Origin of the sequence: Pseudomonas sp. B20(2017) (assembly GCF_002113125.1) — a bacterium.
In the GTDB taxonomy this organism is placed as follows: domain Bacteria; phylum Pseudomonadota; class Gammaproteobacteria; order Pseudomonadales; family Pseudomonadaceae; genus Aquipseudomonas.
On sequence record NZ_NEJP01000004.1, the window covers coordinates 54,591 to 79,158 of the forward strand.

A 24,568-nucleotide genomic window follows, 5' to 3' on the forward strand; every position below is an offset into this window, starting at 1 on the left:
GACTTGCCGGACGTCGTCACGGCCGCGCGTCGACTTCGGCGCTGGCCTACAGTGTTCGCAGTTGATGACGCAATTTTGTTCGCAAAAAAACTGAGGGGAGGTTGATGGAGGTCCTTCGCGAGACGCCGCTGGGGGATACCCAGGACCCGTTCGCCGCACCGGATGCCGGTGTCCGGCGCCTGTTGCGCTGGGCGCGCGAGCATTGGCTGATACCGATCCTTTTGCTGGCCACGGTGGTGCGTTTTTATGATCTGACGGCTGCCGCGATCTGGGGCGATGAAGGCTCGAGCCTGCTGCTGGCGCGCTATTCGCTGGGCGGGATCTGGACGCACGCTGCGTTCGACGTGCATCCGCCGTTGTACTTCATGCTGCTGCACGGCTGGATCGGCGTGTTCGGCGACGGCATTCTGGCCGTTCGCAGTTTCAGTGCGCTGGCCGGAATCGCCACGGTCGGGCTCGGCGTGAGCCTGGTCGACCGGCTGGCCACCCGCCGCGCCGCAATCATCGCCGGGGTGTTGCTGGCGCTGCTACCGACGGCGGTGCGCTACAGCCAGGAAGTGCGCATGTACGCGTTGCTTGGTTTGCTGCTGATCGGCGCGACGCTGGTGCTGGTCAAGTGGATCAGGCGCCCGCAGCGTCATCGCTATCTGCTGATCTACGCGCTGCTGATGACCGCTGCGTTGTACACCCACTATTTCGCCGTACTGGCGGCGCTGAGCCATTGGCTGTATCTGGGGCTGATCCGTCTGTTACCGGGTTATCGCCTGAAGCATCTCCAGCGCAAGGACTGGTGGCTGGCCAATCTGGCCATCGTCGTGCTCTACCTGCCGTGGCTGCCGAACCTGATTGACCTGTTGCAACACATGGATGCGCTCAAGGCCGGCGGCGATGTGGGTTGGGAAGATCCGGTGACCCTGTCTTCGCTGCCGTCGATGATCTGGCTGTGGCTGATCCAGGATGAGGGCGAGCAGCTTCCGCTGCTTTTATTCGGCGGTGTGCCACTGGCCTTGCTGGTGCTGGCGGGGGTCGCCGTCGCCCGGGATCGCAGCGTTAACCATGGCAGCGTCCTGCTGGCGGTCTACACCGGCGTACCGTTGTTGCTGGTGTTCGCCGTGTCCTTCGTCACACCGGTATTTATCGAGCGTTACCTGACCGCCTACGCGCTGGGGCTGCCGATGCTGGCGGCGCTGGCCATCGACCGGCTCTACACCCGCGTGCGCGTGCTGGCGGTGGCGGTGCTGCTGGCGCTGGTCGGGGTCGAGATGATCGGGTTGAACACCAACGCCACGGTCGACCGCAACGACCAGTTCAACGTCATGGTCGATTACGTCAACCGCCACTTCGCCAACGGCGACCGAATCGTCACCAGCGACATGCTGTGGTACCTCAGCTACGTCTATTACAACCGCACTGACGCTCAAGTCCGGCTCTTTACGCCGCCCACCGCCGAGGGCCGCTCGACACGGCCGAACCACTACGGCTTCGGCACGCTGGTGTCCGATGAGGTTTACCTGGATCGGCTGAGCGAATTGCCGCCAGGCAGTGTCCGGGTCTGGTTGATCGGTGATCTGGACGTGGATCTACCCGATCCATTTCTGCCCTTGCCTGCGACCTGGCACCTGCGTGATCAGGTGCAGGCGGGTGGGGCGAAAGCGCGACTTTTTTCGTTGCAGACGCCCAATGGATCAGGAGAAAAATGACTTAAACGGTTCACCTGTTTATTCGCGATAAAGGTGAAATTTTTAAGTCCGTTTTGCTCTGTTTTGATATCAAAACACTACTAGTCGAATGGGTATTGTTGGATTACGCTCGTCAGACAAAAGGACTTACAAATACGGTGAAGGGATTGCAGCAGTTCCACTTTATCTCCGGCCTGCCGCGCTCAGGTTCTACCCTCCTTTCTGCGATCCTTCTGCAGAACCCGCGCTTTCATGCCGGCATGACCAGTCCGGTCGGCGCGCTGTTCTCTGGTGTCCTTGAACAATGCAGTGCCGGCAGCGAATTCGGCGCGGTGATCGACACCGACATGCGCCGTCGCCTGCTGCGCGGACTGTTCGATTCCTACTACGCCGACAAGTCCGACAAACCGGTGGTGTTCGACACCAACCGCCAGTGGTCCTCGCGACTGCCGGCCATCAACGACCTGTTCCCTCAAGCCAAGGTCATCGCTTGTGTGCGCAACGTCGCCTGGGTGATGGACAGCCTCGAGCGGCTGTACCGCGCCAATCCTTTCGAAAACACCAAGCTGTTCGGCGATGCGGTCGAGCGCAACACCGTCTACAGCCGCTGCGAAACCCTGGCTCAGCGCAACCGTCTGGTGGGTTTTGCCTGGGCGGCGCTCAAGGAAGCCTATTACGGCGAGCACGCCGATTCTCTGCTGATCGTCGATTACGACCTGCTGACCCAGGCCCCGGAGCGCGTACTGCGGTTGGTCTACGATTTCATCGGCGAACCCTGGTTCGAGCACGATTTCGAGCACCTGGCCTATGACGCGCCAGAGTTCGACCAGGCCCTGGGCGTGGCCGGCCTGCATAAGGTCAAGCCCAAGGTCGCCCTGCAGTCGCGGCGCACGATTCTGCCGCCGGACCTGTTCAAGCAATACGCCGATTTGTCCTTCTGGCTCGATGGCTCAGCCAGCGCTGCCAATGTCATTCGTATGAAGTCCGACGCCGCGATCAGCTGATCGCGGCGTTTTTCATTGATGCGTCAACAACTGTGTTCGAGTCCGGGTGAGCAACATGTGGTGGAGCAAGCAAAAGTCGCGGGTTACCGAAGGCCAACGGACGCTGGCGGCGCCCCTGATCATGTCGCTGGAACCGCGCATGCTGTTCGACGGCGCCGTTGCGGCCACCGTGGCCGACACCGCCGCCCAGGCTGAAAGCCATGCCACCGCCGATGCCGCGAAAGCGCCGGCCGCCGACCACCCGAGCGCCAGCAAAGACACCCACGGTCAGGCCGATGCCACGCCTGCTGCCAGCCCGGTCGCGGTGCCGGGGCAGAGCGTGGTGTTCGTCGATTCCCGGGTCAAGGATGCCGACAGCCTGCTCAAGGGCGTGGCGCCCGGCACGCAAGTGGTCAAGCTCGATGCGGGCAAGGACGGTTTGCAGCAGATCGCCGATTACCTCGACCAGCATCAGGGCGTGAGCTCGGTGCAGATCATCGCCCACGGCAACGCCGGTGACCTGTGGCTGGGCAACAGCTATCTGTCGGCCGACAACGTTGCCCAGCGCAGCGCGATCCTGGCGGAAATCGGCAAGGACATGAACGTCGGCGGCGACATCCTGATCTACGGCTGCTACACCGCCGAGGGCGATCGTGGCTTGAGCTTTGTCGATTCGCTGGCGCAATTGACCGGCCGCGACGTGGCCGCTTCGAACAATCGCACCGGGGTGGGCGGCGACTGGGAACTGGAGATCGCCACCGGCACCATCGAGAGCGCCAATGTGCTGTCGACCAAAGCGATGAGCGAATACCAGTGGGGCCTGGCCACCTGGACCGCCACCAACAATGCGAATACCGGGGTCGGCTCGTTGCGCGCAGCGCTGGCGTCGGCGCAGAACGGCGACATCGTGACCTTCAGCTCCGGCATGACGGTGCAGCTCACGTCCGAATTGCTGATCAACAAGAACATCACCGTCGATGGCGACCTGAACAACGACGGGGTTGCCGACGTCACGCTCGATGGCCAATACCGGACGCGGGTGGTGGAAATCACCTCCGGCAGTACGGTGACCCTGGATGGTCTGGTCATTACCCGGGGCCTGGTTTCGGGCAACGGTGGTAATGGCGGCTACGGGGCAACCGGCGCCATGGGCGGCGGGATTTTCAACGCCGGTATCCTCACATTGAACAACGTCTCGGTTACCAGCAACGCGGCGGCCGGTGGTGGTGGCGGTGGCGGTGTTACCAGTACCTACTCCGGCGGTGCTGGCGGTGGCGGTGGTGGTCTCGGTGGCCAGGGCGGCGGTCACGGCGGTTCTACCGGATCGGGGATTGGTACTTATGGTGGTCAGGCCGGTAGTGGCGGGGTCGGTGGTTATGGCGGCGGCTTCGATGCAACGCACATGGGCGGGCGTGGAGGCTCCAGCACTGGCGGTGCTGGTGGGCTGGGTACTTACAACTACAGCAATGGCGGCAACGGCGGCACGGCCAGCAACGGCACGATTTCCATCGGTGGCGGCGGTGGCGGCTCGGGGTGGGACAAGGTCGGCGGTGCGGGCGGTAATGCCGCTGGCGGCATTTACAATGCCTCGACCGGCACCCTGAAAATCGTCGGCACTTCGGTGATCAGCAACAACCTCGGCGCCGGTGGCGGCGGGGGTGGTGGTGGCGGTTTTGGCAGCAACGCTTCCAACGGCGGCATCGCCGGGCGCGGCGTCGGCGCGATCTGGAACCAGGGCGGCACGGTGCTGATTACCGCCGCCAACTTCGCCGCCATCAGCGGCAACGCCGCCGGCAGCGGTGCCGGTGGTGTGGCATTGGGCGGCGGCACGAACGGTACGTCACCGACCGCTGTCGCGGCGATTTTCAACAATGGCGGCACGCTCAACACTGCCTACGTGGAACCGCCGACCGCGACCATCGTGATGTCGGACACGGCCCTGAAAATCGGCGAAACCTCGCTGGTGACCATCACCTTCAGCCGGGCAGTCACCGGGTTTACCAACGCCGACCTGACCATCGCCAACGGCACGCTGACATCGGTCAGCAGCAGCGACGGCGGCCTGACCTGGACGGCGACCTTCACCCCGACCAACAACATCACCGACGCCACCAACCTGATCACCCTCGACAACACCGGAGTGACCGCAATCAGCGACGGCGTGGCGGGCGTCGGCACAACCAACTCCACCAACTATGCGATCGATACCGTACGGCCGACCGTGACCATCGCGATGTCCGATACGGCGTTGAAGATCGGCGATACCTCGACGGTGACTTTTACCTTCAGCGAAGCGGTGACCGGTTTCACCAACGCCGACCTGACCATCGCCAACGGTACGCTGAGCGCCGTGAGCAGCAGCGACGGCGGCATCACCTGGACGGCGACGTTCACGCCGAGCGCCAGTATCACCGACACCACCAACGTCATCACTCTGGAAAACACCGGTATTGCCGATCTGGCCGGCAACGCCGGCAGCGGCACCACCGACTCGACCAACTACGTGATCGATACGGCGCGCCCGACCGCGACCATTGTCGTCGCCGACAGCAATCTGGCGGCGGGCGAAACCTCGCAGGTGACCATCACCTTCAGTGAAGCGGTCAGCGGTTTCACCACTGCCGACCTGACGGTGGCCAACGGTACGCTGACCGGCTTGAGCAGCAGCGATGGCGGCATCACCTGGACCGCCACGCTCACGCCGACCACCAACATCACCGACACCACCAACCTGATCACTCTGGACAACACCGGGGTCGTCGATCTGGCCGGCAACGCCGGCAGCGGCACTACCAACTCCAACAACTACGCCATCGATACCGTACGCCCGACCGCGACCATCGTGGTGGCGGACAACGCCCTGAAAATCGGCGAGACCTCGCTGGTGACCATCACCTTCAGCGAAGCGGTCAGCGGTTTCACCAACGCCGACCTGACGGTCGCCAACGGCACATTGACGGCGGTCAGCAGCAGCGATGGCGGCATCACCTGGACGGCGACGTTCACGCCGACCGCCAGCATCACCGACGCGACCAACCTGATCACGCTGAACAATACCGGCATTGCAGACCTGAACGGCAACACCGGCAGCGGGACCACCGACTCCAACAACTACGCCATCGATACCGTGCGCCCGACCGCGACCATCGTGGTGGCCGACAACAACCTGCGGATCGGTGAAACCTCGCTGGTGACCATCACCTTCAGCGAAGCGGTCAGCGGTTTCACCAACGCCGACCTGACGGTCGCCAACGGCACGTTGAGCGCGGTCAGCAGCAGCGACGGCGGCATCACCTGGACGGCGACGTTCACGCCGAGCGCCAGTATCAACGACACCACCAACCTGATCACCCTGGACAGCACCGGCGTTGCCGACCTGGCGGGCAACGCCGGCAGCGGCACCACCGATTCCAACAATTATGCGATCGATACGGTGCGGCCAACCGCGACCATCGTGGTCGCCGACAGCAACCTCACTGCTGGCGAAACCTCGCTGGTGACCATCACCTTCAGCGAAGCGGTCAGCGGTTTAACCAACGCCGACCTGACGATTGCCAACGGCACGCTGACGGCGGTGAGCAGCAGCGATGGCGGCATCACCTGGACGGCGACCTTCACGCCGAACCTGGGCGTCAACGACGCGACCAACGTGATCACGCTGGCCAATACCGGCATCGCCGATCTGGCCGGCAATGCCGGCAGTGGCACGACCAATTCCAACAACTACACCATCGACACCGTGGTGCCGACTGCGACCATCATCGTGTCCGACTCCAGTCTGAAGATCGGCGAAACCTCGCTGGTGACCATTACCTTCAGCGAAGCGGTCACCGGTTTCACCAATGCCGACCTGACGATCGCCAACGGCACGTTGAGTGCGGTCAGCAGCAGCGACGGCGGCATTACCTGGACCGCCACCTTCACGCCGACCAGCAACATCACCGACACCACCAATGTGATCACCCTGGACAACAGCGGTGTCCAGAACCTGTCCGGCAACGCCGGTGTCGGCACCACGAATTCCAACAACTACGCCATCGATACCCAGCGCCCGACCGCAACCATCGTGGTCGCCGATACCGCACTGGGCGTCGGCCAGACCTCGCTGGTGACCATCACTTTCAGCGAAGCGGTGACCGGTTTCACCAACGCGGACCTGACCATCGCCAACGGTACATTGAGTGCAGTCAGCAGCAGTGACGGCGGTATCACCTGGACGGCGATCTTCACGCCAGCGGCGGGGATCACCGACACCACCAACCTGATCACCCTGGACAACACCGGCATCACCGACCTGGCGGGCAACGCCGGCAGCGGCACGACCGACTCCAACAACTACGCGGTCGACAGTCAGCGCCCGACAGCCACGATTGTGATGAGCGACAGCGATTTGCGCCCCGGTGAAACAGCGCTGGTGACCATCACCTTCAGCGAGGCCGTGACCGGTTTCGACAACGCCGATCTGAGCGTCGCCAACGGCACCCTGAGCAATGTTTCGTCGAGCGACGGCGGTATCACCTGGACGGCCACCTTCACGCCGAACATCGGTGTCACCGATCTCACCAACCTGATTGTCTTGAACAATACCGGCATCGCCGACCTGGCCGGCAACACCGGCACCGGCACCACCAGTTCGGCCAACTATCAGGTGCAGACCCAGGTGCCGACCGCCACCATCGTCGTGGCCGACACTTCGCTCAAGGCCGGGGAAACCTCGCTGGTGACCATCACCTTCAACGAAGCGGTGAGCGGCTTCGACAACAGCGACCTGACCATCGCCAACGGCACATTGAGCAACGTCAGCAGCAGCGACGGCGGTATCACCTGGACCGCGACATTCACCCCGACGGCCAATGTCACTGACGCTACCAACCTGATCAGCCTGAACAATGCCGGCGTGACCAACGTCTCAGGCAACAGCGGTATCGGCAGCACGGATTCCAACAACTTTGCCATCGACACCGCGCTGCCAACCGCCACCATTGTGGTTGCCGACAACCGCCTCGGTATCGGTGAAACCACCACCGTTACCATCACCTTCAGCGAAGCGGTGATCGGATTCGATCTGGGGGACATCAGTGTCGCCAACGGCTCGTTGTCGAACCTGGCCAGCAGCGACGGCGGCGTGACCTGGACCGCGACCTTCACGCCGACAGCCAACGTCAACGACCCGACCAATCTGATCCTGATCGACACCGCTGGCGTCCAGGATCTGGCCGGCAACCTCGGCACGAGCATCGCGATCTCCAACAACTACATCCTCGATGCGACCCGGCCGACGGTGAGCATCGTGGTCGCCAACCCGCACCTGGGCATCGGCCAGAGCACTACGGTGACTTTCACGTTCAGCGAGGCGGTGAGCAATTTCGACCTGTCCGACTTGAGTGTGACCAACGGTGACCTGAGCAACCTGACCAGCAGCGACGGCGGCAAGACCTGGACCGCGACCTTCACGCCGAACGCGAATGTCACCGACCCGAGCAACTTCATCGCGCTGGACACCAGCAACGTCACCGACCTGGCGGGCAACGCCGGCAGCACGGTGGCGGTGTCGAACAACTACGCCCTCGACAGCGAACGGCCGACCGCCACGGTGGTGATCGCCAATCCGAACCTGGGCGTCGGCCAGACCTCGCAGGTGACCATCACCTTTAATGAAGCGGTAAGCGGTTTCGACCTGTCGGACCTCAGCGTGGCCAACGGCACCTTGTCCAACCTGAGCAGCAGCGACGGCGGCAAGACATGGACCGCGACCCTGACGCCGAACGCCAACGTCAACAGCGCCAGCAATGCGATCAGCCTCAACACCGCCGGGGTCAGCGACCTGTCGGGCAACAGTGGCAGCAGCGTCAGCAGCTCCGGCAATTACGTGATCAACACGGTGCCGCCGGTTGTGCCTCCGGTGACACCGACTTCTCCGCTGATCGTGGTAACACCGGATCCGGAATTCCGCAGCAGCGATCCGGTCGCGCCGACACCACCGCCGAACATCCCGCTCCAACCGGTCGTCTTCACGCCGCCCACCGGCGACCTCGGTTCACCGCTGACTTTCGCGCCGTTGTTCGAGCAACGGGTGATCGGCAACGGCATCCGTCCGCTGGGGGATATCTTCATCAACCGCGGTGCGCTGAGCCCAAGCTTCATTGCCCAGGTCTTCACCAGCAGTGACAACGGCGGTGACGGTTCCGGTCATGGTTTCCTCGGATTTGGCGGCGGCGATGGCGGAGTGTTCGGCAGCAGCACGCTGTCGAGCCTGTTCAATCAGGACAGCAGCACCGAGCGCGACTCGCTGAACGCCTTCGACCGTCACTCGATCAAGGGCGGTGATATTTCCCAAGGCCTGCGCGGTGTGTTCGGCGCGCCGACCCTGGGCCAGCAACTGCAACAGATCAAGGACAGCGAGCAGCACCGGGTCGACAACCTGGCGGCAGCACTGCAACAGGTTGGCATCAGCGAAATGCCGGCCTGACAACACACAACAACTCACATATGTGCGGGACCTAGGGGCGATCCAGGGATGAAGAAAAGTCAGAAGTTGTTCGGCGCCAGCTTGCTGGCGCTGGCGATCAGCGGATGTGCAGTGACCAGTGAACCGATCGAACGCAGTGTCAGTGAACAACGGGCCCGGGCCGACTTGCAAAGCATGTACAAGGGCCAGGAACCGCTGAGCGGTCCGCTGACCCTGCACCAGGCCATGGCCCGCGCGGTGAAATACAACCTCGAAGGTCGCTTGAAAATCATGGAGGAAGCGCTGGCCAAGCGGCAGCTCGACCTCGCCAGTTTCGACATGCTGCCGCGCATGGCGCTGGACGCCGGTTACGTCGGGCGCAACAACGTCAGCGCCTCCAGCAGCCAGAGCGTGCGCACCGGCACCCAGTCCTTGGAACCGTCGACCTCCCAGGACCGCGACCGCGACGTCGCCGACCTGACCATGGTCTGGAACGTTCTCGATTTCGGCGTCAGCTACATCAGCGCCAAGCAACAGGGCGACCAACGCCTGATCGTTCAGGAACGCCGGCGCAAGGTGATCAACACCATCGTTCAGGACGTGCGCTCGGCCTATTGGCGGGCGATGGCCGCCGAACGCCTGCTCAAGCAGATCGACAGCCTGATGGCGCGGGTCGACACCGCCCGCCGCAACAGCGAAAGCATGAGCGAACAGCGCATCGGCGATCCGGTGCAGTCCCTCGGTTATCAGCGTTCGCTGATCGAAGCGACCCGGCAACTGGAAGAACAGCGCCGCGCGTTGTCGCTGGCGAAAACCGAACTGGCGACCCTGATCAACCTGCCGCTGGGCACCAACCTGACCCTGGCCACCGATGACGGTTATCAGATCCCGGAACTCAAGGTCGATCTGAGCAAACTCGAACAGGAAGCCCTGACCAGCCGTCCGGAACTGCGCGAGCAGGATTACCAGACCCGGATCAGCGCCGCCGAAACCCGCAAGGCCATGCTGCGTCTGCTGCCGGGCCTGGAGTTCTCCGCCGGCGGGCATTACGACAGCAACTCGTTCCTGGTCGAGCAGGGCTGGGCCGACTATGGCGTCAAGGTCACCTGGAACCTGTTCAACGTGATCTCTGCCCCGGCGGCCATTGATGTGGCCAAGGCTGGCGAAGAAGTCGCTGCTGCGCGGCGTCAGGCGATGTCGATTGCGGTGCTGGCGCAGCTCTACGTGGCCAACGCCAACTATCAGGAGGCGCTGCGCCAGTTCAAGACCAACCAGCAACTGTCGGACATCGACGGGCAAATCGTCGGTCAGTTGCGTAACCGTCGTCAGGCCGACGGCATTGGTGAGCTGGATCTGATTCAGGGCGAACTCAATACCTTGCAGGCGGATCTGCGGCGCGATCTGTCCTACGCCGATCTGCGCAATGCTTACGGCCAGATTTTCGCCAGCGCTGGTCTCGACCCGCTGCCGGATCAGGTGCAGTCGACCGAAGTGCAGTCGATCGCCACTGCGCTGGCCAATCGCGAAGCGGCGTGGGCCTCGGGGAATATTTCGGTTCCGGTGGCCCATGCCTCCGCGCAGTGACGTATTGGCGCCGACCGCCAGCATCAGCCGTGCCCAACGCGAGGCCCGCAACGGCCATCGCGGCACGGCGATGCTGCTGACCGGCTTGCCGGCGGCGGGCAAATCGACCCTTGCCCAGGCGTTACATGCCGAGTTGTTCAGTCGCGGTCTGCAAAGTGTGGTGCTCGATGGCGATGGCCTGCGCGTCGGGCTCAACCGTGACCTGGGTTTTACCGATGCCGACCGCCTGGAAAACATCCGCCGTGCCAGTGAGCTTGCAACGTTGCTGGTGGAGAACGGGCAGATCGTGATTCTGGCGATGATCGCGCCGCTGGCGGAGCTGCGCGAAGTGTTTGCCCGCCGTTTGGGCGAAGACTATCGCGAGGTCTGGTGCAGCGCTGCGCTGGCGGTGTGCGAGCAGCGCGATCCGAAAGGGCATTACGCCCGGGCCCGACGCGGCGAGCTGGCCGGGTTCACGGGTGTGTCGGCGCCTTACGAAGCGCCGGCCCAGGCTTCGCTGGTGCTCGACACCGGCACGCTGACGGTCGAAACCTGTCTGGACCGCTTGCTGACCTGGCTCGGAGAAACAGCGGTGTTGCCCAAGGTATGAGCCGACCGGCGTTCTCGCGGTTGCCGGTGACGGTTGACCTGCCGTTGCTGTTGCAGGCGCTGTCGGCGATTGACGACGCTGCCTGGCGCGGCCATTTCAACACCGCTTATTTCGCCGGCGACTGGAGCGGCGTGGCGCTGATTTCCGCCGCCGATGCGCTGACCGAATTGTCCCCCGGCAGCGCCGAACCCGTCCAACGCGCCCCTTGGCTGAATGATGAGCGCTGGCAGCAGGCCCTGCGGGATCTGCCGCTGGAAATCGTCAGTGCGCGGTTGTTGCGACTGGGGCCCGACGGGCAGATTCATGAGCATCGCGACTACGATCTTGAGGGCCCGGACGCCGATTTGCGCCTGCACATTCCGCTGCTCAGTCCGCCCGCCGTGGACTTCTGGCTCGACGGCCAGCGGATGCCGATGACGGCGGGGGAGTGCTGGTTTCTCGATCTCGCCCGACCGCATCGGGTCGACAATCGCGACCGCACGGCTCGGGTACATCTGGTGCTCGATTGCCGCCCTGCGCCCTGGCTGGAGCAGATGATCGCTGACGGTTTGCCGAGTACTCCGCTGCCTGATGGCGCGGAGACGGCGCTGCAGCGATTTCAACGGTTGCTGGTCACGGATCCGTTGCTGTCCGCAACGTTGCAGGCACTGCACGACCCTGAAGCATTCACCGCTCAGACGCTGACGCTGGCCGCTGAACGCGGTCTGCATTTTTCCCGTGAAGAATTGCTTGCGGCGATGCGCAACGGTCGCCGGTCATGGAACGAACAATGGCGTCTGTGAATTTCGACGGCTGGTTGCCGATCCGCATCTGGAAAACCGCCGGGCAATGGCAGGTCGACTGGTGCTGGTTTGGTGACACACCGCTGCATCAGCCGTTCTTTCGTGAGGCCGTCGAAGACGCGTTGCGTCTGCCGTTCAATCAGGCGTTCCGCCGGCAAACACCCTTGTCGGCGCTCATGGATTGGCAAGCGCTCAGTCCGGGTCTGCCGCCGAGTGCCTTCATCCTGCACGCCTCGCGGTGTGGTTCGACGCTGATCAGCCAGATGCTTGCCCGGCTCGACGATCACATCGTGGTCTCGGAGCCGCCGCCCCTTGATGCCTTGCTGCGCAGCGATCTGCCGGACGAAGAACGCCGCACGGCCATCGCCGGGCTGCTCTCGGCGTACGGTCAGCGCCGGCGCGATACGGAGCAGCGGCTGGTGATCAAGCTCGACGCCTGGAACATCGGCGAATGGCCGTTGCTGCACGAGTGTTTTCCCGATACGCCGTGGCTGTTTGTCTATCGCGATCCGCTGGAAATTGCCGTCTCGCACCTGCGCCGTCCCGGCCTGCACATGGTGCCGGGTGCGCTCGGCGATTGTGTGCTGGACGATGATTTGCCGTTCGAGGGCCGTGAGGATTTCATTGCCCGGCGGCTGGGGCGCCTGCTGGAGGCGGGGTGGGTGCATTGCCGTGATTCTGCCGGGTTGGTGCTCAATTACAACGAATTGCCCGACGCGATGAGCGGGCGGCTGGCGCGGTTTTTCAAGTTGAGTGCCGCGCAGAGTGAACAGGCGTTGGCGGCGACGGCGCAGCACGTGAAGCAGCCGTCACAACCCTTTGTCGTCGATGGCGAACACAAGCGCCGCGAGGCTTCGGTGCTGTTGCAGGCACGGGTTGAACATTGCGCCCGTGCCACTTACGTTGCGCTGGAACGCTTGCGTGCGCTCACGATTTCGCCGACAGATCCGCCATCCCCTTGAGCAGTTCGATCGGCAACGGAAAGACGATGGTCGAGCTCTTGTCGCCGGCAATCGAACTCAAGGTCTGCATGTAGCGCAACTGCATGGCACCGGGCTGGCGGCCGAGCATTTCGGCGGCCTGCATGAGTTTTTCCGAGGCCTGCAATTCGCCTTCGGCGTGGATCACCTTGGCGCGCCGTTCCCGCTCGGCTTCGGCCTGCCTGGCGATGGCGCGCACCATCGACTCGTTGAGGTCGACGTGCTTGATCTCGACGTTGGCAACTTTGATCCCCCAGGTGTCGGTCTGGGCGTCGAGCACTTGCTGGATGTCGATGTTCAGGCGTTCGCGCTCGGCCAGCAATTCGTCCAGCTCATGTTTGCCGAGCACTGCGCGCAGGGTGGTCTGGGCCAGTTGGCTGGTGGCCATGAGGAAATCTTCGACCTGGATGATCGCTTTCTGTGGGTCGAGCACGCGGAAGTACAGCACCGCGTTGACCTTGACCGAGACGTTGTCGCGAGTGATCACGTCCTGTGGCGGCACGTCGAGGACGATGGTGCGCAGATCGACCCGGACCATTTGCTGTACCACCGGGATCAGCAGGATCAGCCCCGGCCCCTTGACCTGCCAGAAGCGTCCGAGCTGGAACACCACGCCGCGCTCGTATTCGCGCAGGATGCGGAACGTCGAGCCGGCCAGGGCGATCAGCAACAGCAGCAGCGCGACAAAACCGATTTGCAGACCCATGATCACTCTCCGAGCGGTGCCGCGTCAGTCGCGGCCACTTGCAGCAACAGGCCCTTGCGCCCGACCACCCGCACCGGTTGCCCGGTGTGCAGCGGCGTGGCGCTCAGCACCTGCCAGCGTTCTCCCTGCAATTGCACCCAGCCGTTGCGGCTGTCTTCCGGTTGCACCACCGTCACCGCCGTCACACTGCCAAGCAAGCCGGCATCGCCGCTGACCGGGTGGCGCGGTCGGGTTTTCAGGGCGCGGATCAGCAGCGCGATCAGCAGCAGGGCGCTGACCAGGCCAAGGCCGATCATCATCGGCACCGGCAGTTCGGCGTTGCTCAGGATCAGTGCGCCGATCACAAACATGACGATGCCGCCGAGGCCGATCACCCCATAGTTGGGCAGCGCGGCTTCGGCGATCAGAAACGCGATGCCCACGGTGATCAGCCACAGACCGACCGGGCTGACAGCGGTAAACGGGGTGTCCGCCGCAACCACCGATCCACTCAGCAGCAACAGGGCAAACGCACAGCAACGGATGTTCACGTGACCCTCCGCGAGAGTCAGGGCTTGTTCTTACAGTCTAGGTGAGGCTGTGGCTGGATGAATTTTGATCAATTCTCCCGCCCCGCCAGTGGGCGGATTTCCCGGTGCTCGCGGCTCGCCGGACTAGACTTTCAAGGACAGCCACAGCGTTTCATTACCGTCCGCCGCGCAGCGTCGGCGGGCACCGAGGTGCATCATGCGTATGGCCAAGAAAGTGCAGAGCAGCCTCAACCGGGCGCAATGCGAATATGACATCGTCACCCACCCGCACTCGTCCAGCAGCCTGGAAACGGCGCGGGTCTCCGGAATTGCCGCAGAACGGGTGGCCAAATCGGTGATCCTGGACGACCGTCACGGGCACTACCTGATGGCGGTGCTGCCCGCCAGCCGCCACCTGGACTTGAGCAAGGTGCGCAGCAGCGGCGAATGGCAAATCACTCGCGAAAGCAATCTGGCGCATATTTTCGACGACTGCGAACGCGGCGCCGTACCGCCACTGGGCGATTCCTACGGGTTGGACATGGTCATCGACCCGCTGCTGACCCGGCAGAAAGACATCTACTTGGAAGCCGGCAACCCCAACAACCTGCTGCACATGAGCATGCCCGAATTCCTGAAGATGGTGCCGCATGCGCAGGTGCGGGAGTTGAGTCAGTAGCTTTTTTAGCGTCTGTGCCGACGCCAATCGCGAGCAAGCTCGCTCCCACAGATTCTGCGCTAAACCTGTGGGAGCGGGCTTGCTCGCGAAAAATCTTTCACACCCTATAAATCTCGCAGGAGTTCCGACATGGAAAACCCGACGCACAGCCTCCCATCCCTGTTCAAGCAACTCGGCCTGGACAACGACCCGGTCAGCATCGACCAGTTCATCGCCACCCATTCCCCGCTCAAACCCGAACTGCACCTGTGCGACGCGTTTTTCTGGACCAAGAGCCAGGCAGATTTCCTGCGCGACGAGATTCTCGATGATGCGGATTGGGCGGAGGTGGTGGATCAGTTGGATGTGATGTTGAGAAAAGGAAGGAATGTGTAAAAAAATCTGTGGGAAATGGCTGAAATGTAAAAAAAACATGCGTCCAGTAAAAAAAACTGAGCTTTAATCGCCTCAGTGAATTTTTCCTGAGGATGTTTCCCATGCCGACTGTTGGATATGCGCACCTGCATGAGGCGCTGAACATCCAGGCGCTTGTGCCAAAGCGAACTGCAATGGTGAAGCCCGTCACCCGAATCACCTTGATCGGAGATTGCTTGGCTGTTCCACAGACTGTCGCCCCCGCCCAAGGCTCTACACTGGAGCACATCCTCTTTGCCCTTAAACACGAGGGTATCAATTTGGGCATTCTGGCTCAGGCGCTTGAAACTGTAGCGGCTGAGCAATTGCTCGCAGAATTGGCCAAATCACCAAACGGCGTTTTTATTCGAAAAGCATGTTTTCTGTGGGAAAGCTTTACGGGTCAGCAACTGGAATATCAGGTACCGGTTCGGGGGAGCGTCGTTGCACTTTTCGACCCAAAACTCTACGTCACCGGACCGGCGATACGAAACAGTCGTTGGCGTGTCGATTTCAATGGCTTGGGTTCGTTGCGCTACTGCGCAACCGTCGAAAGAACTGCAGAGCTGCAGGCCTTGCTTGACCTAGACATTATTGGCCGAGCGCAGGCATTCATGGCGACACTCCCGCCGGAGATGATGGATCGCGCCATCAATTGGGCTTACCTCCACGAAACCCGTGACTCCTTTGCCATCGAGAAAGAAGAGCCCAGCGAAGAGAAATCCCGCCGGTTTGTTCATTTGCTGCGCCAGGCTCATGAGCGAACCGAGTTGAGCGAAGACTATCTGGTCGAGCTGCAGAACAGCACTGTTTCGAACCCGTTCGACAAAGCGGTGTTGTTTCGTCATGAGCAAAATCATCTGCATAACGGTTTGAGAGGGGCCGCTGGGGTCAGCTATGTCCCACCGGCGCCGGATTTGTGCCGTGAGTTGATGGAGGAACTCATGCGTTTTGCCAATCAGTCTGCCCGGCAAGTCGACCCACTGGTTGCGGCTGCCGTCGTGGCTTTCGGTTTTGTCTTTCTCCATCCGTTTATGGATGGCAACGGCCGTCTTTCACGTTTCCTTATTCATCAGACGCTCTGTCATTCAGGTGTCCTGCAGAATGGTTTGCTGTTGCCTGTCTCCGTGGCGATGAAACACGAAGAGTCAGGTTATCTGGAGGCCTTGAAAGGCTTTTCAAAACCTGCACGCGAATTCTGGAATGTCACTTGGCTGGACGCCGATCTGATGGCATTCGAGTTTGTGGGGCACCCGTCAATCTATCGCTACTGGGATGCCACCCAATGCGTCGAATTCACACTGCAAATGGCTCGTCGGGCCCTTGAGGTGGAGCTTCGCGAAGAAACGCAGTTTCTAGAGCGGTATGACATTTTGGTTAAGGCGGTGAACGACCGATTTGATGTGCGAGGAAGTGATTTGTCCAAACTGGTAATGATGTGTCTGGACAATGAGGGCAAGGTTTCAAAAAACCGGCGCAAGCAGTTTCAGTACAGCGTGCCCGAGCAGGTGTTTGAGTTTATTGAGCAGCTTGCCGCTGAACTCGGGCGAGAGTCGTAAGCTTTACTTTGTCCGGGAGCATGAATTTGTTTCAAAACTTGACTGAATTTCCCCACCAATGCGATATTGATAGTTAGCAAACTAACAGTGTGTGCATTCCCTCGTGCCGAATAACCTCGACGCTCTCCAGATGAACATCAGCAGTGCCATGGTGGTGGCCGCCAGGCATTGGCGGAAGATCTGCCAGACCACGCTGGTCAACTATGGAATTTCCGAAGCCTGCGCCGTCCCGTTGTTGATGATCGGGCGGCTGGGCGAGGGTGTGCGCCAGGTACAGGTGGCGCAGGCGGCGGGGATGGAGTCGCCGTCGCTGGTACGCCTGCTCGATCAGTTGTGTCACGCCGGGTTTGTCTGCCGCACCGAAGATGCCCAGGACCGTCGCGCCAAATGCCTGAGCCTGACCGACACCGGCCGTGAGCTGGTGCAAGCGGTGGAGGCGCAACTGGTGCGTCTGCGTCATGAAGTGCTCGAAGGCATCGACCAGCGCGATCTGGAGGCTACGCTTCGAGTACTCAGAGCTTTCGAGGCGGCCACTCCGCCAACGGTGATCAATCCGTGAACGGGTTCTTTTCCGGCATGCCCCCCGCGCGCGACTGGTTCTACGGGATCCGCACGTTCGCGGCCTCGATGACCGCGCTGTACATCGCCTTGCTCATGCAGATGCCTCGTCCGTACTGGGCGATGGCCACGGTGTACATCGTTTCCAGTCCGTTCCTCGGCCCGACCAGTTCCAAGGCGCTGTATCGCGCGATCGGCACGTTTCTCGGTGCGGCGGCGGCCGTGCTGTTCGTGCCGATGTTCGTCCAGAGCCCGTATGTGCTGGTGGTGGTCATCGCCTTGTGGACGGGGATTTTGCTGTTCCTGTCCCTGCATCTGCGCACGGCCAACAACTACGCGCTGATGCTGGCCGGCTACACCTTGCCGCTGATTGCGCTGCCGGTGGTGGATAACCCGCTGGCGGTATGGGACGTGGCCGAGTCGCGGACTGAAGAGATCTTCCTCGGCATCGCCGTGGCGGCGGTGGTCGGTGCGATGTTCTGGCCACGACGCCTGGCGCCGGTGTTCAACGATGCCGTGGGCAAATGGTTCGCCGACGCCACGACCTACAGCCTTAAATTCCTAAGCCGTGACGTGCAGCCCGAAGAAGTCACCGCCCTGCGCATGGCCATGGTTGGCAGTTTCAACAGCCTGGAGTTGATGATCGGCCAGTTGCCGCACGAAGGTGCGCGGCCGCAAACCGTGCGCAACACCAAGGAACTGCGCGGGCGGATGATCCACCTGCTGCCGGTGATCGATGCCCTCGAAGATTCACTGTACGCCCTCGAACGGCGTACGCCGGAGCTGGTGGAAAAGTTCGCGCCGCTGCTCACCGCGACGCGCGAATGGCTCGGCCACAAAGACGCCGATCTCGGCCGCTGGCAAGCCCTGCGGGATCAGCTCGAAGCGCTGCAACCGAGCGCCGAAGCCCTGGAAGATCGCAAGCAGTTGCTGTTTTCCAACGCGCTGTATCGCCTCGGCGAGTTCATCGATTTGTGGCAGGACTGCCGCAGCCTGCAGGACGCGATCCTGTGCGAGCGCCAGGACAGCTGGCGCGCGGTGTATCGTCACTGGCGCCTCGGTCGCCTGACGCCATTCATCGACCGTGGGCTGATGCTGTATTCGGTGGTCTCGACCATCCTGGCGATCATCGTCGCCTCGGTACTGTGGATCCTGCTGGGCTGGACCGACGGCGGCAGCGCGGTGATTCTGGCGGCGGTGTCGTGCAGCTTCTTCGCCTCGATGGACGACCCGGCGCCGCAGATCTACCGGTTCTTTTTCTGGACCGGGATGTCGGTGCTGTTCGCCAGCCTTTACCTGTTTCTGGTGTTGCCGAACCTGCATGACTTCCCGATGCTGGTGCTGGCGTTCGCGGTGCCGTTCATCTGTGTCGGTACCCTGACGGTGCAGCCCCGTTTCTACCTCGGCATGCTGCTTACGCTGGTCAACACCTCGTCGTTCATCAGCATTTCCGGTGCTTACGACGCGGACTTCTTTGCCTTCGTCAATTCCAACCTGGCGGGCCCGATTGGGTTGTTGTTCGCGTTTATCTGGACGCTGATAGCCCGGCCGTTCGGCGCGGAACTCGCGGCGAAGCGCCTGACCCGTTTCAGCTGGAAAGACATCGTCAGCATGACCGAACCGGCCAACCTCGCCGAACACCGGCAACTGGGCGTGCAACTGCTCGACCGCCTGATGCAGCACCTGCCGCGTCTGGCGCTGACCGGTCAGGACACCGGCATCGCCATGCGCGAAGTGCGCGTGGGGCTGAACCTGCTCGACCTGCTCGCCTACACACCACGGGTGACGGGCGCGCCGAACGCGTTGCTGAAACAAGTGGTGGCAGAGGTCGGCGAGTATTTCCGGGCCTGTCTCAAGGCCGGCGAACGCCTGCCGGCGCCAAGCGCCTTGCTGATGACCATGGATCGCACCCGCCGCGCGCTCAACGGCCACGGCGATGAAGAAACCCGACTAAACCTCTTGCACGCCTTGAGCGGTTTGCGCCTGGCGCTGTTGCCCGGCGTGGAATTCGTCTCCAACGCAGAGCCCGAAGAACCGCTGCCCGAAGGAGCGCCCCTATGATCGGTGATCTGGACATCAGCGGCATTTTCCTGCCGACCCTGCTGGTGTTGATGGGCATCACTTATGTGCTGTTTGTGCTGGTACACGGCGTGCTTACACGCCTGCATTTCTACCGTCTGGTCTGGCACCGGGCATTGTTCAACGTGGCTCTCTACGCCGTGATGCTGTACGGCGTGGATTCACTCAGTCGATACCTGATGACATGAAAAAACCGTTTCTGACCCTCGGTCGCGTCGTCCTGACGCTGCTGATCGTGACTTTCGCCGTCGTCGTGGTCTGGCGCATGGTGATGTATTACATGTTCGCGCCCTGGACCCGCGACGGCCATATTCGCGCCGACATCGTGCAGATCGCCCCGGACGTGTCCGGGCTGATCCAGCAGGTCGAAGTGAAGGACAACCAGCTGGTGAAACGCGGCCAGGTGCTGTTCAGCATCGACCAGGACCGTTTCAAACTGGCGTTGCGCCAGGCCAAGGCGGCGGTCGCTGATCGCGAAGAAACCCTCGCCCAGGCGCAGCGTGAAGCCAAGCGTAACCGTGGCCTGGGCAATCTGGTGCCGGCCGAACAGCTGGAAGAAAGCCAGTCGAAAGTGGCCCGCGCGCAATCGGCCCTGGCCGAAGCGCTGGTGGCGGTGGACAGCGCTCAGCTCAACCTCGACCGCTCGGTGATCCGCAGCCCGGTGGACGGCTACGTCAACGACCGTGCGCCGCGCTCGCAGGAATTTGTCACCGCCGGGCGTCCGGTGCTCTCGGTGGTCGACAGCAATTCGTTCCACATCGACGGCTATTTCGAAGAGACCAAACTCGACGGTATCCACATCGGTCAGTCGGTGGATATCCGCGTGATCGGCGACCGCGCCCGCTTGCGTGGGCATGTCGAAAGCATCGTCGCCGGTATCGAAGACCGTGACCGTTCGAGCGGCAGCAACCTGCTGCCCAACGTCAACCCGGCGTTCAGCTGGGTGCGCCTGGCGCAACGGATTCCGGTGCGCATTGCCTTCGACGACGTGCCGGAGGACTTCCGCATGATCGCCGGGCGTACCGCCACCGTGTCGATCATCGACGATCAACCGCAGGAGCCCGCGAAATGAGCAGGGCTCTGATGATCGCCGGTTTGGGCATGATGCTGTCGGCCTGCTCGATGGTCGGGCCGGACTATCACGTGCCCGAAGACGCGGCGATCCAGCGCAAGGATTTCCAGGGCGATCTGGCGGTAGCCGGCAAACCGGTGGTGTCGGCCCCGGTGCCGGCGGACTGGTGGCGGCTGTATCAGGATCCGCGTCTGGATCAACTGGTGCAGCAGGCCATGGCGTCCAACACCGATCTGCGGGTGGCGGCGGCGAACCTGTCGCGGGCCCGTGCGCAGGTCGATGAAGCCGAAGCGGCCGGTGGCTGGAGCGGCGGCGTGAAGATGGGCGCGCAACGCTTGCAGGAATCCGGCGAGGCATTCCTGCTGCCGGAGAAAGTGCCGGTGGCCAACATCGGCGATATCGGCATCAGCGCGTCCTACCAGTTCGACCTGTGGGGCACGCTGCAACGCGGGATCGAAGCGGCGAAGGCCAACGCCGACGCGACCCAGGCCGCTGCCGACACCGCGCGCATCACTCTGGTCGCCGACGTGGTGCGGGCCTACACCCAGGTCTGCGCGGCGAACGAGGAGCGGGAAATCGCCCAACATTCCCTCGACCTGCAATCCCAGAGCACCACCCTGATTCAGCGCCTGCGCGACGCCGGGCGCGGCGATGAAACTCAGGTCACCCGTTCGCAGACCCAGTTCAAATCCCTGCGCGCTGACATGCCGCGTTATGAGGCGGCGCGTCAGGCCGGGTTGTTCCGTCTGTCGATGCTGCTGGCCAAGCCTGTCGATCAATTGCCGGCCGGCACCGCGACCTGCGCTGAACTGCCGAAAATCGCCCAACTGGTGCCGGTCGGCGATGGCGCCGCGCTGCTCAAGCGCCGGCCGGACATCCGTCAGGCCGAGCGACGTCTGGCGGCCGCGACGGCTGGAATCGGCATCGCCACCGGCGAGCTGTACCCGGACATCAGTTTCGGTGCGACAATCGGCACCGTCGGTATTCTGGATAACCTTGGCAAACCGTCCACCAATCGCTGGGGCTTCGGCCCGTCGCTGAGCTGGAGCGTGCCGACCAACGGCGCCCGGGCCCGCATCCGCGAAGCCGAAGCCACGACCCAGGGCGCGCTGGCGCATTTCGACGGCGTAGTGCTCAACGCCATCCGCGAAACCCAGACCGGCCTGTCCCAGTATTTCGCGCTGTTGCAACGTCGCGATGCGCTGGCCGATGCCGAGCAATCGGCGAAACTGGCTGCGGACCAGACGCACCGCTTCTTCCAGGCCGGCCGCGAGTCATTCCTCGCCGACCTGCAGGCCACCCGCACCTACACCGACGTCACCGCGCAACTGGCCGCCGCCAACACCCAGGTTGCCATGAGCCAGATCGATTTGTTCCTCGCCCTGGGCGGCGGTTGGGAAAGCGGACGAACGCAAGCCTCGAGCGCCAGCAAACCCTGAGGCCGTTGCTATGCTTTGAAGTATTGAAAGGGCGCCCCGAACCAGGCGCCTTTTCAGTGCACATCGCTAGCGCAGGTCTAGGGGAAACCAATAATGAAAAACCCTTACGCTCTCGGCTTCTGGTGCGCCCTGGTAGCCCTGGTGCTGCTGTCGGCCACCTATTTCTACGGCATCATGCTGGCCCACCAGATCGACAAGGCAATGGTCTTCCTCGACAGCACCGTGGCGCTGATCGCGGTCATGGCGATCGTGGTCGTGGCGTCGGCCCTGGTGCAAAGCCAGCGACTCAAGAAACGCCAACTCGAGCAAAGCAAGACGCTGCTGCTGATCTGGGACACCAAAGTCGCGCTGCGCAAAGTCGAAACCGTGTTCGACCGCTACTTCTGGGGCAGCTACTGGCAACCGGGGCGGACCTTCGCCGAAGTCATGGGCGAACTCACCGGCACGCCGCTGGAAAAAAGCCTCGAAGCCCTGAAAAAACAATGCCTGGCGCTAGACCGGCAAGTCGCCGACGACGGCTGGCACTGGCTCAACAATGCCCGCGAACTGTCGGACGTCGCTAACGCCATGGCCCGCGAGCGTTATCAACTGGACTTCTGCGACCCGCGCAGCGACGGGCCGGGCGGGGCAGTGATCGACCGGGATTTCGAAGTGCTGGTGTACACCTGGACCGCACGGCTGAAAAGCTTCGACCATCAGCTCGATGAGATCGAGGTGCAATATTCCTGATCCTTAAAAGATCGCCGAACCCGGCGATCTTTTTGTTTGTCCATGACTTGTCGACACTCTTTAACCTTTAATCGTTGGGCCGCGTCGCACTGCCAGTGCTAATCTCCACCGCTAAATTCAGCGGAGTCGCGCCACGGCCCGGTCACGGGTTCAGGGAAGACGACCACACTTTCAGCCACGGAAATCGATCAGGTCATTCATGAATAAATCAGCAGGCGTGCTTCTCGGAATTGTTGTGGCCATTGGCGCCATCAGCGTAGGCGGGGCCTGGTACACCGGCACCAAAATCGAAGGCGTGCTGAACAACGCCGTCGCCAACGCCAACAGCGAGTTGCAGACCGCCATGGCCGGCTCCAACGGCAGTGCGTCGCTGGAACTGGTGTCGCTTGAGCGCAACACCTTCAGCAGCACCGCGCACTATCGCCTCAAGGGCGAGGGTGAAATGTTCGGCGAGGCGCCGGTCGAGTTGCTGTTCGTCGACCATATCGAACATGGCCCGCTGCCGTTTTCGCGTCTGGTGTCACTGAAATGGCTGCCGGTCATGGCCACCAGTCACTACGAACTGGAAAAGACCCCGATCACCGAAAAATGGTTTGCCGCCACCAAGGGCGCCGCGCCGCTTAAAGGCGTAGTCAACATCGGTTACGACCAGTCGACCACCGGCAACCTTGAGCTACTGCCGCTGGAAGCCGCACTGGATGACAAGTCGAGCCTGAAGTTTTCCGGCCTGAACATGGACATTTCCGCCAGCGCCCAGGCCCAGAAGGTCAAGGCCAACGGCTACATGGACAGCCTGCACCTGACCACGGTCGCTGAAGATCAGGCGCCGGTGCAGATCGAACTCAATGGCCTGACCCTGGCCAGCAACCTCGCCAAGAGCACCTACGGCTACTACACCGGCGAAAACACCCTGGAACTGACCAGCAGCAAGACCACCTTCGGCGCCAAACAGTCGGTGCTGGGCGTGAAGAACTTCGAAATGAAGAACCGCACCGAAGAGAACGGCAGCAACGCTTCCGGCCGTGCCGACTACAAGGTCGGCGAAGTGACCCTCAACGACAAGAAGATCGGTTCGGCCAACCTGGCCATGAGCCTGAAAAACCTCGATATCCCGTCGGCCATGTCGCTGATGCAGATCTACCAGACCAAGCTGCAGCCGTACGAGAAGGCCGCTGCCGAAGCCACCGCCGCCGGCCTGCCGGCTCCGGAGCTGAACCTCACCGAGGCCGAGTCCACCCAGGTCAAGGCCGACCTGCAGAAACTGCTGGCAGCCGGGCCGCAACTGGCGCTGGAAGACCTGTCGCTGAAAACCGCCAACGGCGAAAGCCGCGCGAGTCTGGTGCTCGACCTGACCAAGCCTGCGTCGATGGACCTGCCACCGGACCAGTTGAGCAAACAGCTGATCGCGCTGCTTGACGTCAATGTGCTGGTGTCCAAACCGATGTTGGTCGATCTGCTCAGCGTGCAGGCGCAAATCGACGGTCAGACCGATGCCAAAGCCATTGTTGACCAAGCCAGCGCTGGCGCCGACATGTTCGCCGGCATGGCCGTCGGTTCGCAGTTGGCGACGCTGGATGGCACCAACGTTGTCACCAAATTGCATTACGCCGCCAATCAGGTGGAATTCAACGGCCAGAAGATGACCGTCGAGCAGTTCGTCGGCTTCCTGATGAGCAAGTTCGGCAGTATCGAACAGCCTCAGTAAACGCCCCGCGCGACACCGAAACGCCCGGCCTCTGCATACCGCAGACGCCGGGCGTTTTGCTGTCTGGTGTCCGGGCTTGCGGCTCGCCGGGAAAG

At 62.3% G+C, this 24,568-nt stretch carries 19 protein-coding genes; 17 read left to right on the forward strand and 2 right to left on the reverse strand.

Annotated features, from left to right (window positions below):
- Positions 1-104: 104 nt before the first annotated feature.
- The 7 genes from CAF63_RS07200 (at position 105) to CAF63_RS07230 (ending at position 13,027) form a co-directional block, all read left to right on the forward strand.
- Positions 105-1,700 carry a glycosyltransferase family 39 protein gene (locus tag CAF63_RS07200; RefSeq protein ID WP_085684340.1) on the forward strand — a complete coding sequence of 532 codons (1,596 nt, stop codon included), beginning with the start codon at positions 105-107 and terminating at the stop codon, positions 1,698-1,700.
- A 137-nt stretch (positions 1,701-1,837) separates the two neighbouring features.
- Complete coding sequence (locus tag CAF63_RS07205; RefSeq protein WP_085684338.1) at positions 1,838-2,683, forward strand: sulfotransferase; 846 nt, start codon at positions 1,838-1,840, stop codon at positions 2,681-2,683.
- Between the two features lie 55 nt (positions 2,684-2,738).
- Positions 2,739-9,131 (forward strand): Ig-like domain-containing protein, encoded by a 6,393-nt coding sequence (locus CAF63_RS07210; RefSeq protein WP_085684336.1) that lies wholly within the window; start codon positions 2,739-2,741, stop codon positions 9,129-9,131.
- A gap of 48 nt (positions 9,132-9,179) precedes the next feature.
- Positions 9,180-10,694, forward strand: coding sequence for a TolC family protein (locus CAF63_RS07215; protein WP_007957681.1), 1,515 nt, complete (start codon positions 9,180-9,182; stop codon positions 10,692-10,694).
- Entirely contained in the window at positions 10,678-11,283 is a 606-nt protein-coding gene (gene cysC, locus CAF63_RS07220; RefSeq protein WP_085684334.1) for an adenylyl-sulfate kinase, read from the forward strand. The genes CAF63_RS07215 and cysC overlap by 17 nt, the downstream gene beginning before the upstream one ends.
- Positions 11,280-12,065 carry an aspartyl/asparaginyl beta-hydroxylase domain-containing protein gene (locus CAF63_RS07225; RefSeq protein ID WP_085684332.1) on the forward strand — a complete coding sequence of 262 codons (786 nt, stop codon included), beginning with the start codon at positions 11,280-11,282 and terminating at the stop codon, positions 12,063-12,065. The genes cysC and CAF63_RS07225 overlap by 4 nt, the downstream gene beginning before the upstream one ends.
- Entirely contained in the window at positions 12,053-13,027 is a 975-nt protein-coding gene (locus CAF63_RS07230; protein WP_085684330.1) for a sulfotransferase family protein, read from the forward strand. The genes CAF63_RS07225 and CAF63_RS07230 overlap by 13 nt, the downstream gene beginning before the upstream one ends.
- Here CAF63_RS07230 and CAF63_RS07235 read toward each other — a convergent pair.
- Positions 12,993-13,751 (reverse strand): slipin family protein, encoded by a 759-nt coding sequence (locus tag CAF63_RS07235; RefSeq protein ID WP_085684328.1) that lies wholly within the window; start codon positions 13,749-13,751, stop codon positions 12,993-12,995. The genes CAF63_RS07230 and CAF63_RS07235 overlap by 35 nt on opposite strands.
- 2 nt (positions 13,752-13,753) lie before the next feature.
- Entirely contained in the window at positions 13,754-14,281 is a 528-nt protein-coding gene (locus tag CAF63_RS07240) for an NfeD family protein (RefSeq protein ID WP_085684326.1), read from the reverse strand.
- A 196-nt stretch (positions 14,282-14,477) separates the two neighbouring features.
- Here CAF63_RS07240 and CAF63_RS07245 point away from each other — a divergent pair, with 196 nt between their 5' ends.
- The 10 genes from CAF63_RS07245 to CAF63_RS07290 all read left to right on the forward strand — a co-directional run bounded on the left by CAF63_RS07245 (position 14,478) and on the right by CAF63_RS07290 (position 24,473).
- Positions 14,478-14,939 (forward strand): aminoacyl-tRNA deacylase, encoded by a 462-nt coding sequence (locus CAF63_RS07245; RefSeq protein WP_085684324.1) that lies wholly within the window; start codon positions 14,478-14,480, stop codon positions 14,937-14,939.
- Between the two features lie 129 nt (positions 14,940-15,068).
- Positions 15,069-15,314 (forward strand): DUF2789 domain-containing protein, encoded by a 246-nt coding sequence (locus CAF63_RS07250; RefSeq protein WP_085684321.1) that lies wholly within the window; start codon positions 15,069-15,071, stop codon positions 15,312-15,314.
- 101 nt (positions 15,315-15,415) lie between these two features.
- Entirely contained in the window at positions 15,416-16,891 is a 1,476-nt protein-coding gene (locus CAF63_RS07255; protein WP_085684319.1) for a Fic family protein, read from the forward strand.
- Positions 16,892-17,021: 130 nt separating this feature from the next.
- Entirely contained in the window at positions 17,022-17,450 is a 429-nt protein-coding gene (locus CAF63_RS07260; protein WP_011331882.1) for a MarR family winged helix-turn-helix transcriptional regulator, read from the forward strand.
- The gene (locus CAF63_RS07265; protein WP_085684317.1) at positions 17,447-19,510 is read left to right on the forward strand and encodes an FUSC family protein; all 2,064 of its coding nucleotides are present in this window, start codon (positions 17,447-17,449) and stop codon (positions 19,508-19,510) included. The genes CAF63_RS07260 and CAF63_RS07265 overlap by 4 nt, the downstream gene beginning before the upstream one ends.
- Positions 19,507-19,716, forward strand: a complete 210-nt coding sequence (locus CAF63_RS07270) for a DUF1656 domain-containing protein (protein ID WP_007957657.1) — start codon at positions 19,507-19,509, stop codon at positions 19,714-19,716. The genes CAF63_RS07265 and CAF63_RS07270 overlap by 4 nt, the downstream gene beginning before the upstream one ends.
- Positions 19,713-20,600 (forward strand): HlyD family secretion protein, encoded by an 888-nt coding sequence (locus CAF63_RS07275; RefSeq protein WP_085684315.1) that lies wholly within the window; start codon positions 19,713-19,715, stop codon positions 20,598-20,600. Before CAF63_RS07270 ends, CAF63_RS07275 begins: the two co-directional genes overlap by 4 nt.
- On the forward strand, positions 20,597-22,039 hold the full coding sequence (locus CAF63_RS07280; RefSeq protein WP_085684313.1) for an efflux transporter outer membrane subunit: 1,443 nt from the start codon (positions 20,597-20,599) through the stop codon (positions 22,037-22,039). Before CAF63_RS07275 ends, CAF63_RS07280 begins: the two co-directional genes overlap by 4 nt.
- Positions 22,040-22,132: 93 nt before the next feature.
- Positions 22,133-22,768: an NADH:ubiquinone oxidoreductase subunit N gene (locus CAF63_RS07285; protein WP_085684311.1), complete on the forward strand. Its 636-nt coding sequence runs from the start codon at positions 22,133-22,135 to the stop codon at positions 22,766-22,768.
- Between the two features lie 199 nt (positions 22,769-22,967).
- A complete protein-coding gene (locus CAF63_RS07290) occupies positions 22,968-24,473 on the forward strand; it encodes a YdgA family protein (protein WP_085684309.1) in 1,506 nt (501 codons plus the stop codon).
- Positions 24,474-24,568 lie beyond the last annotated feature (95 nt).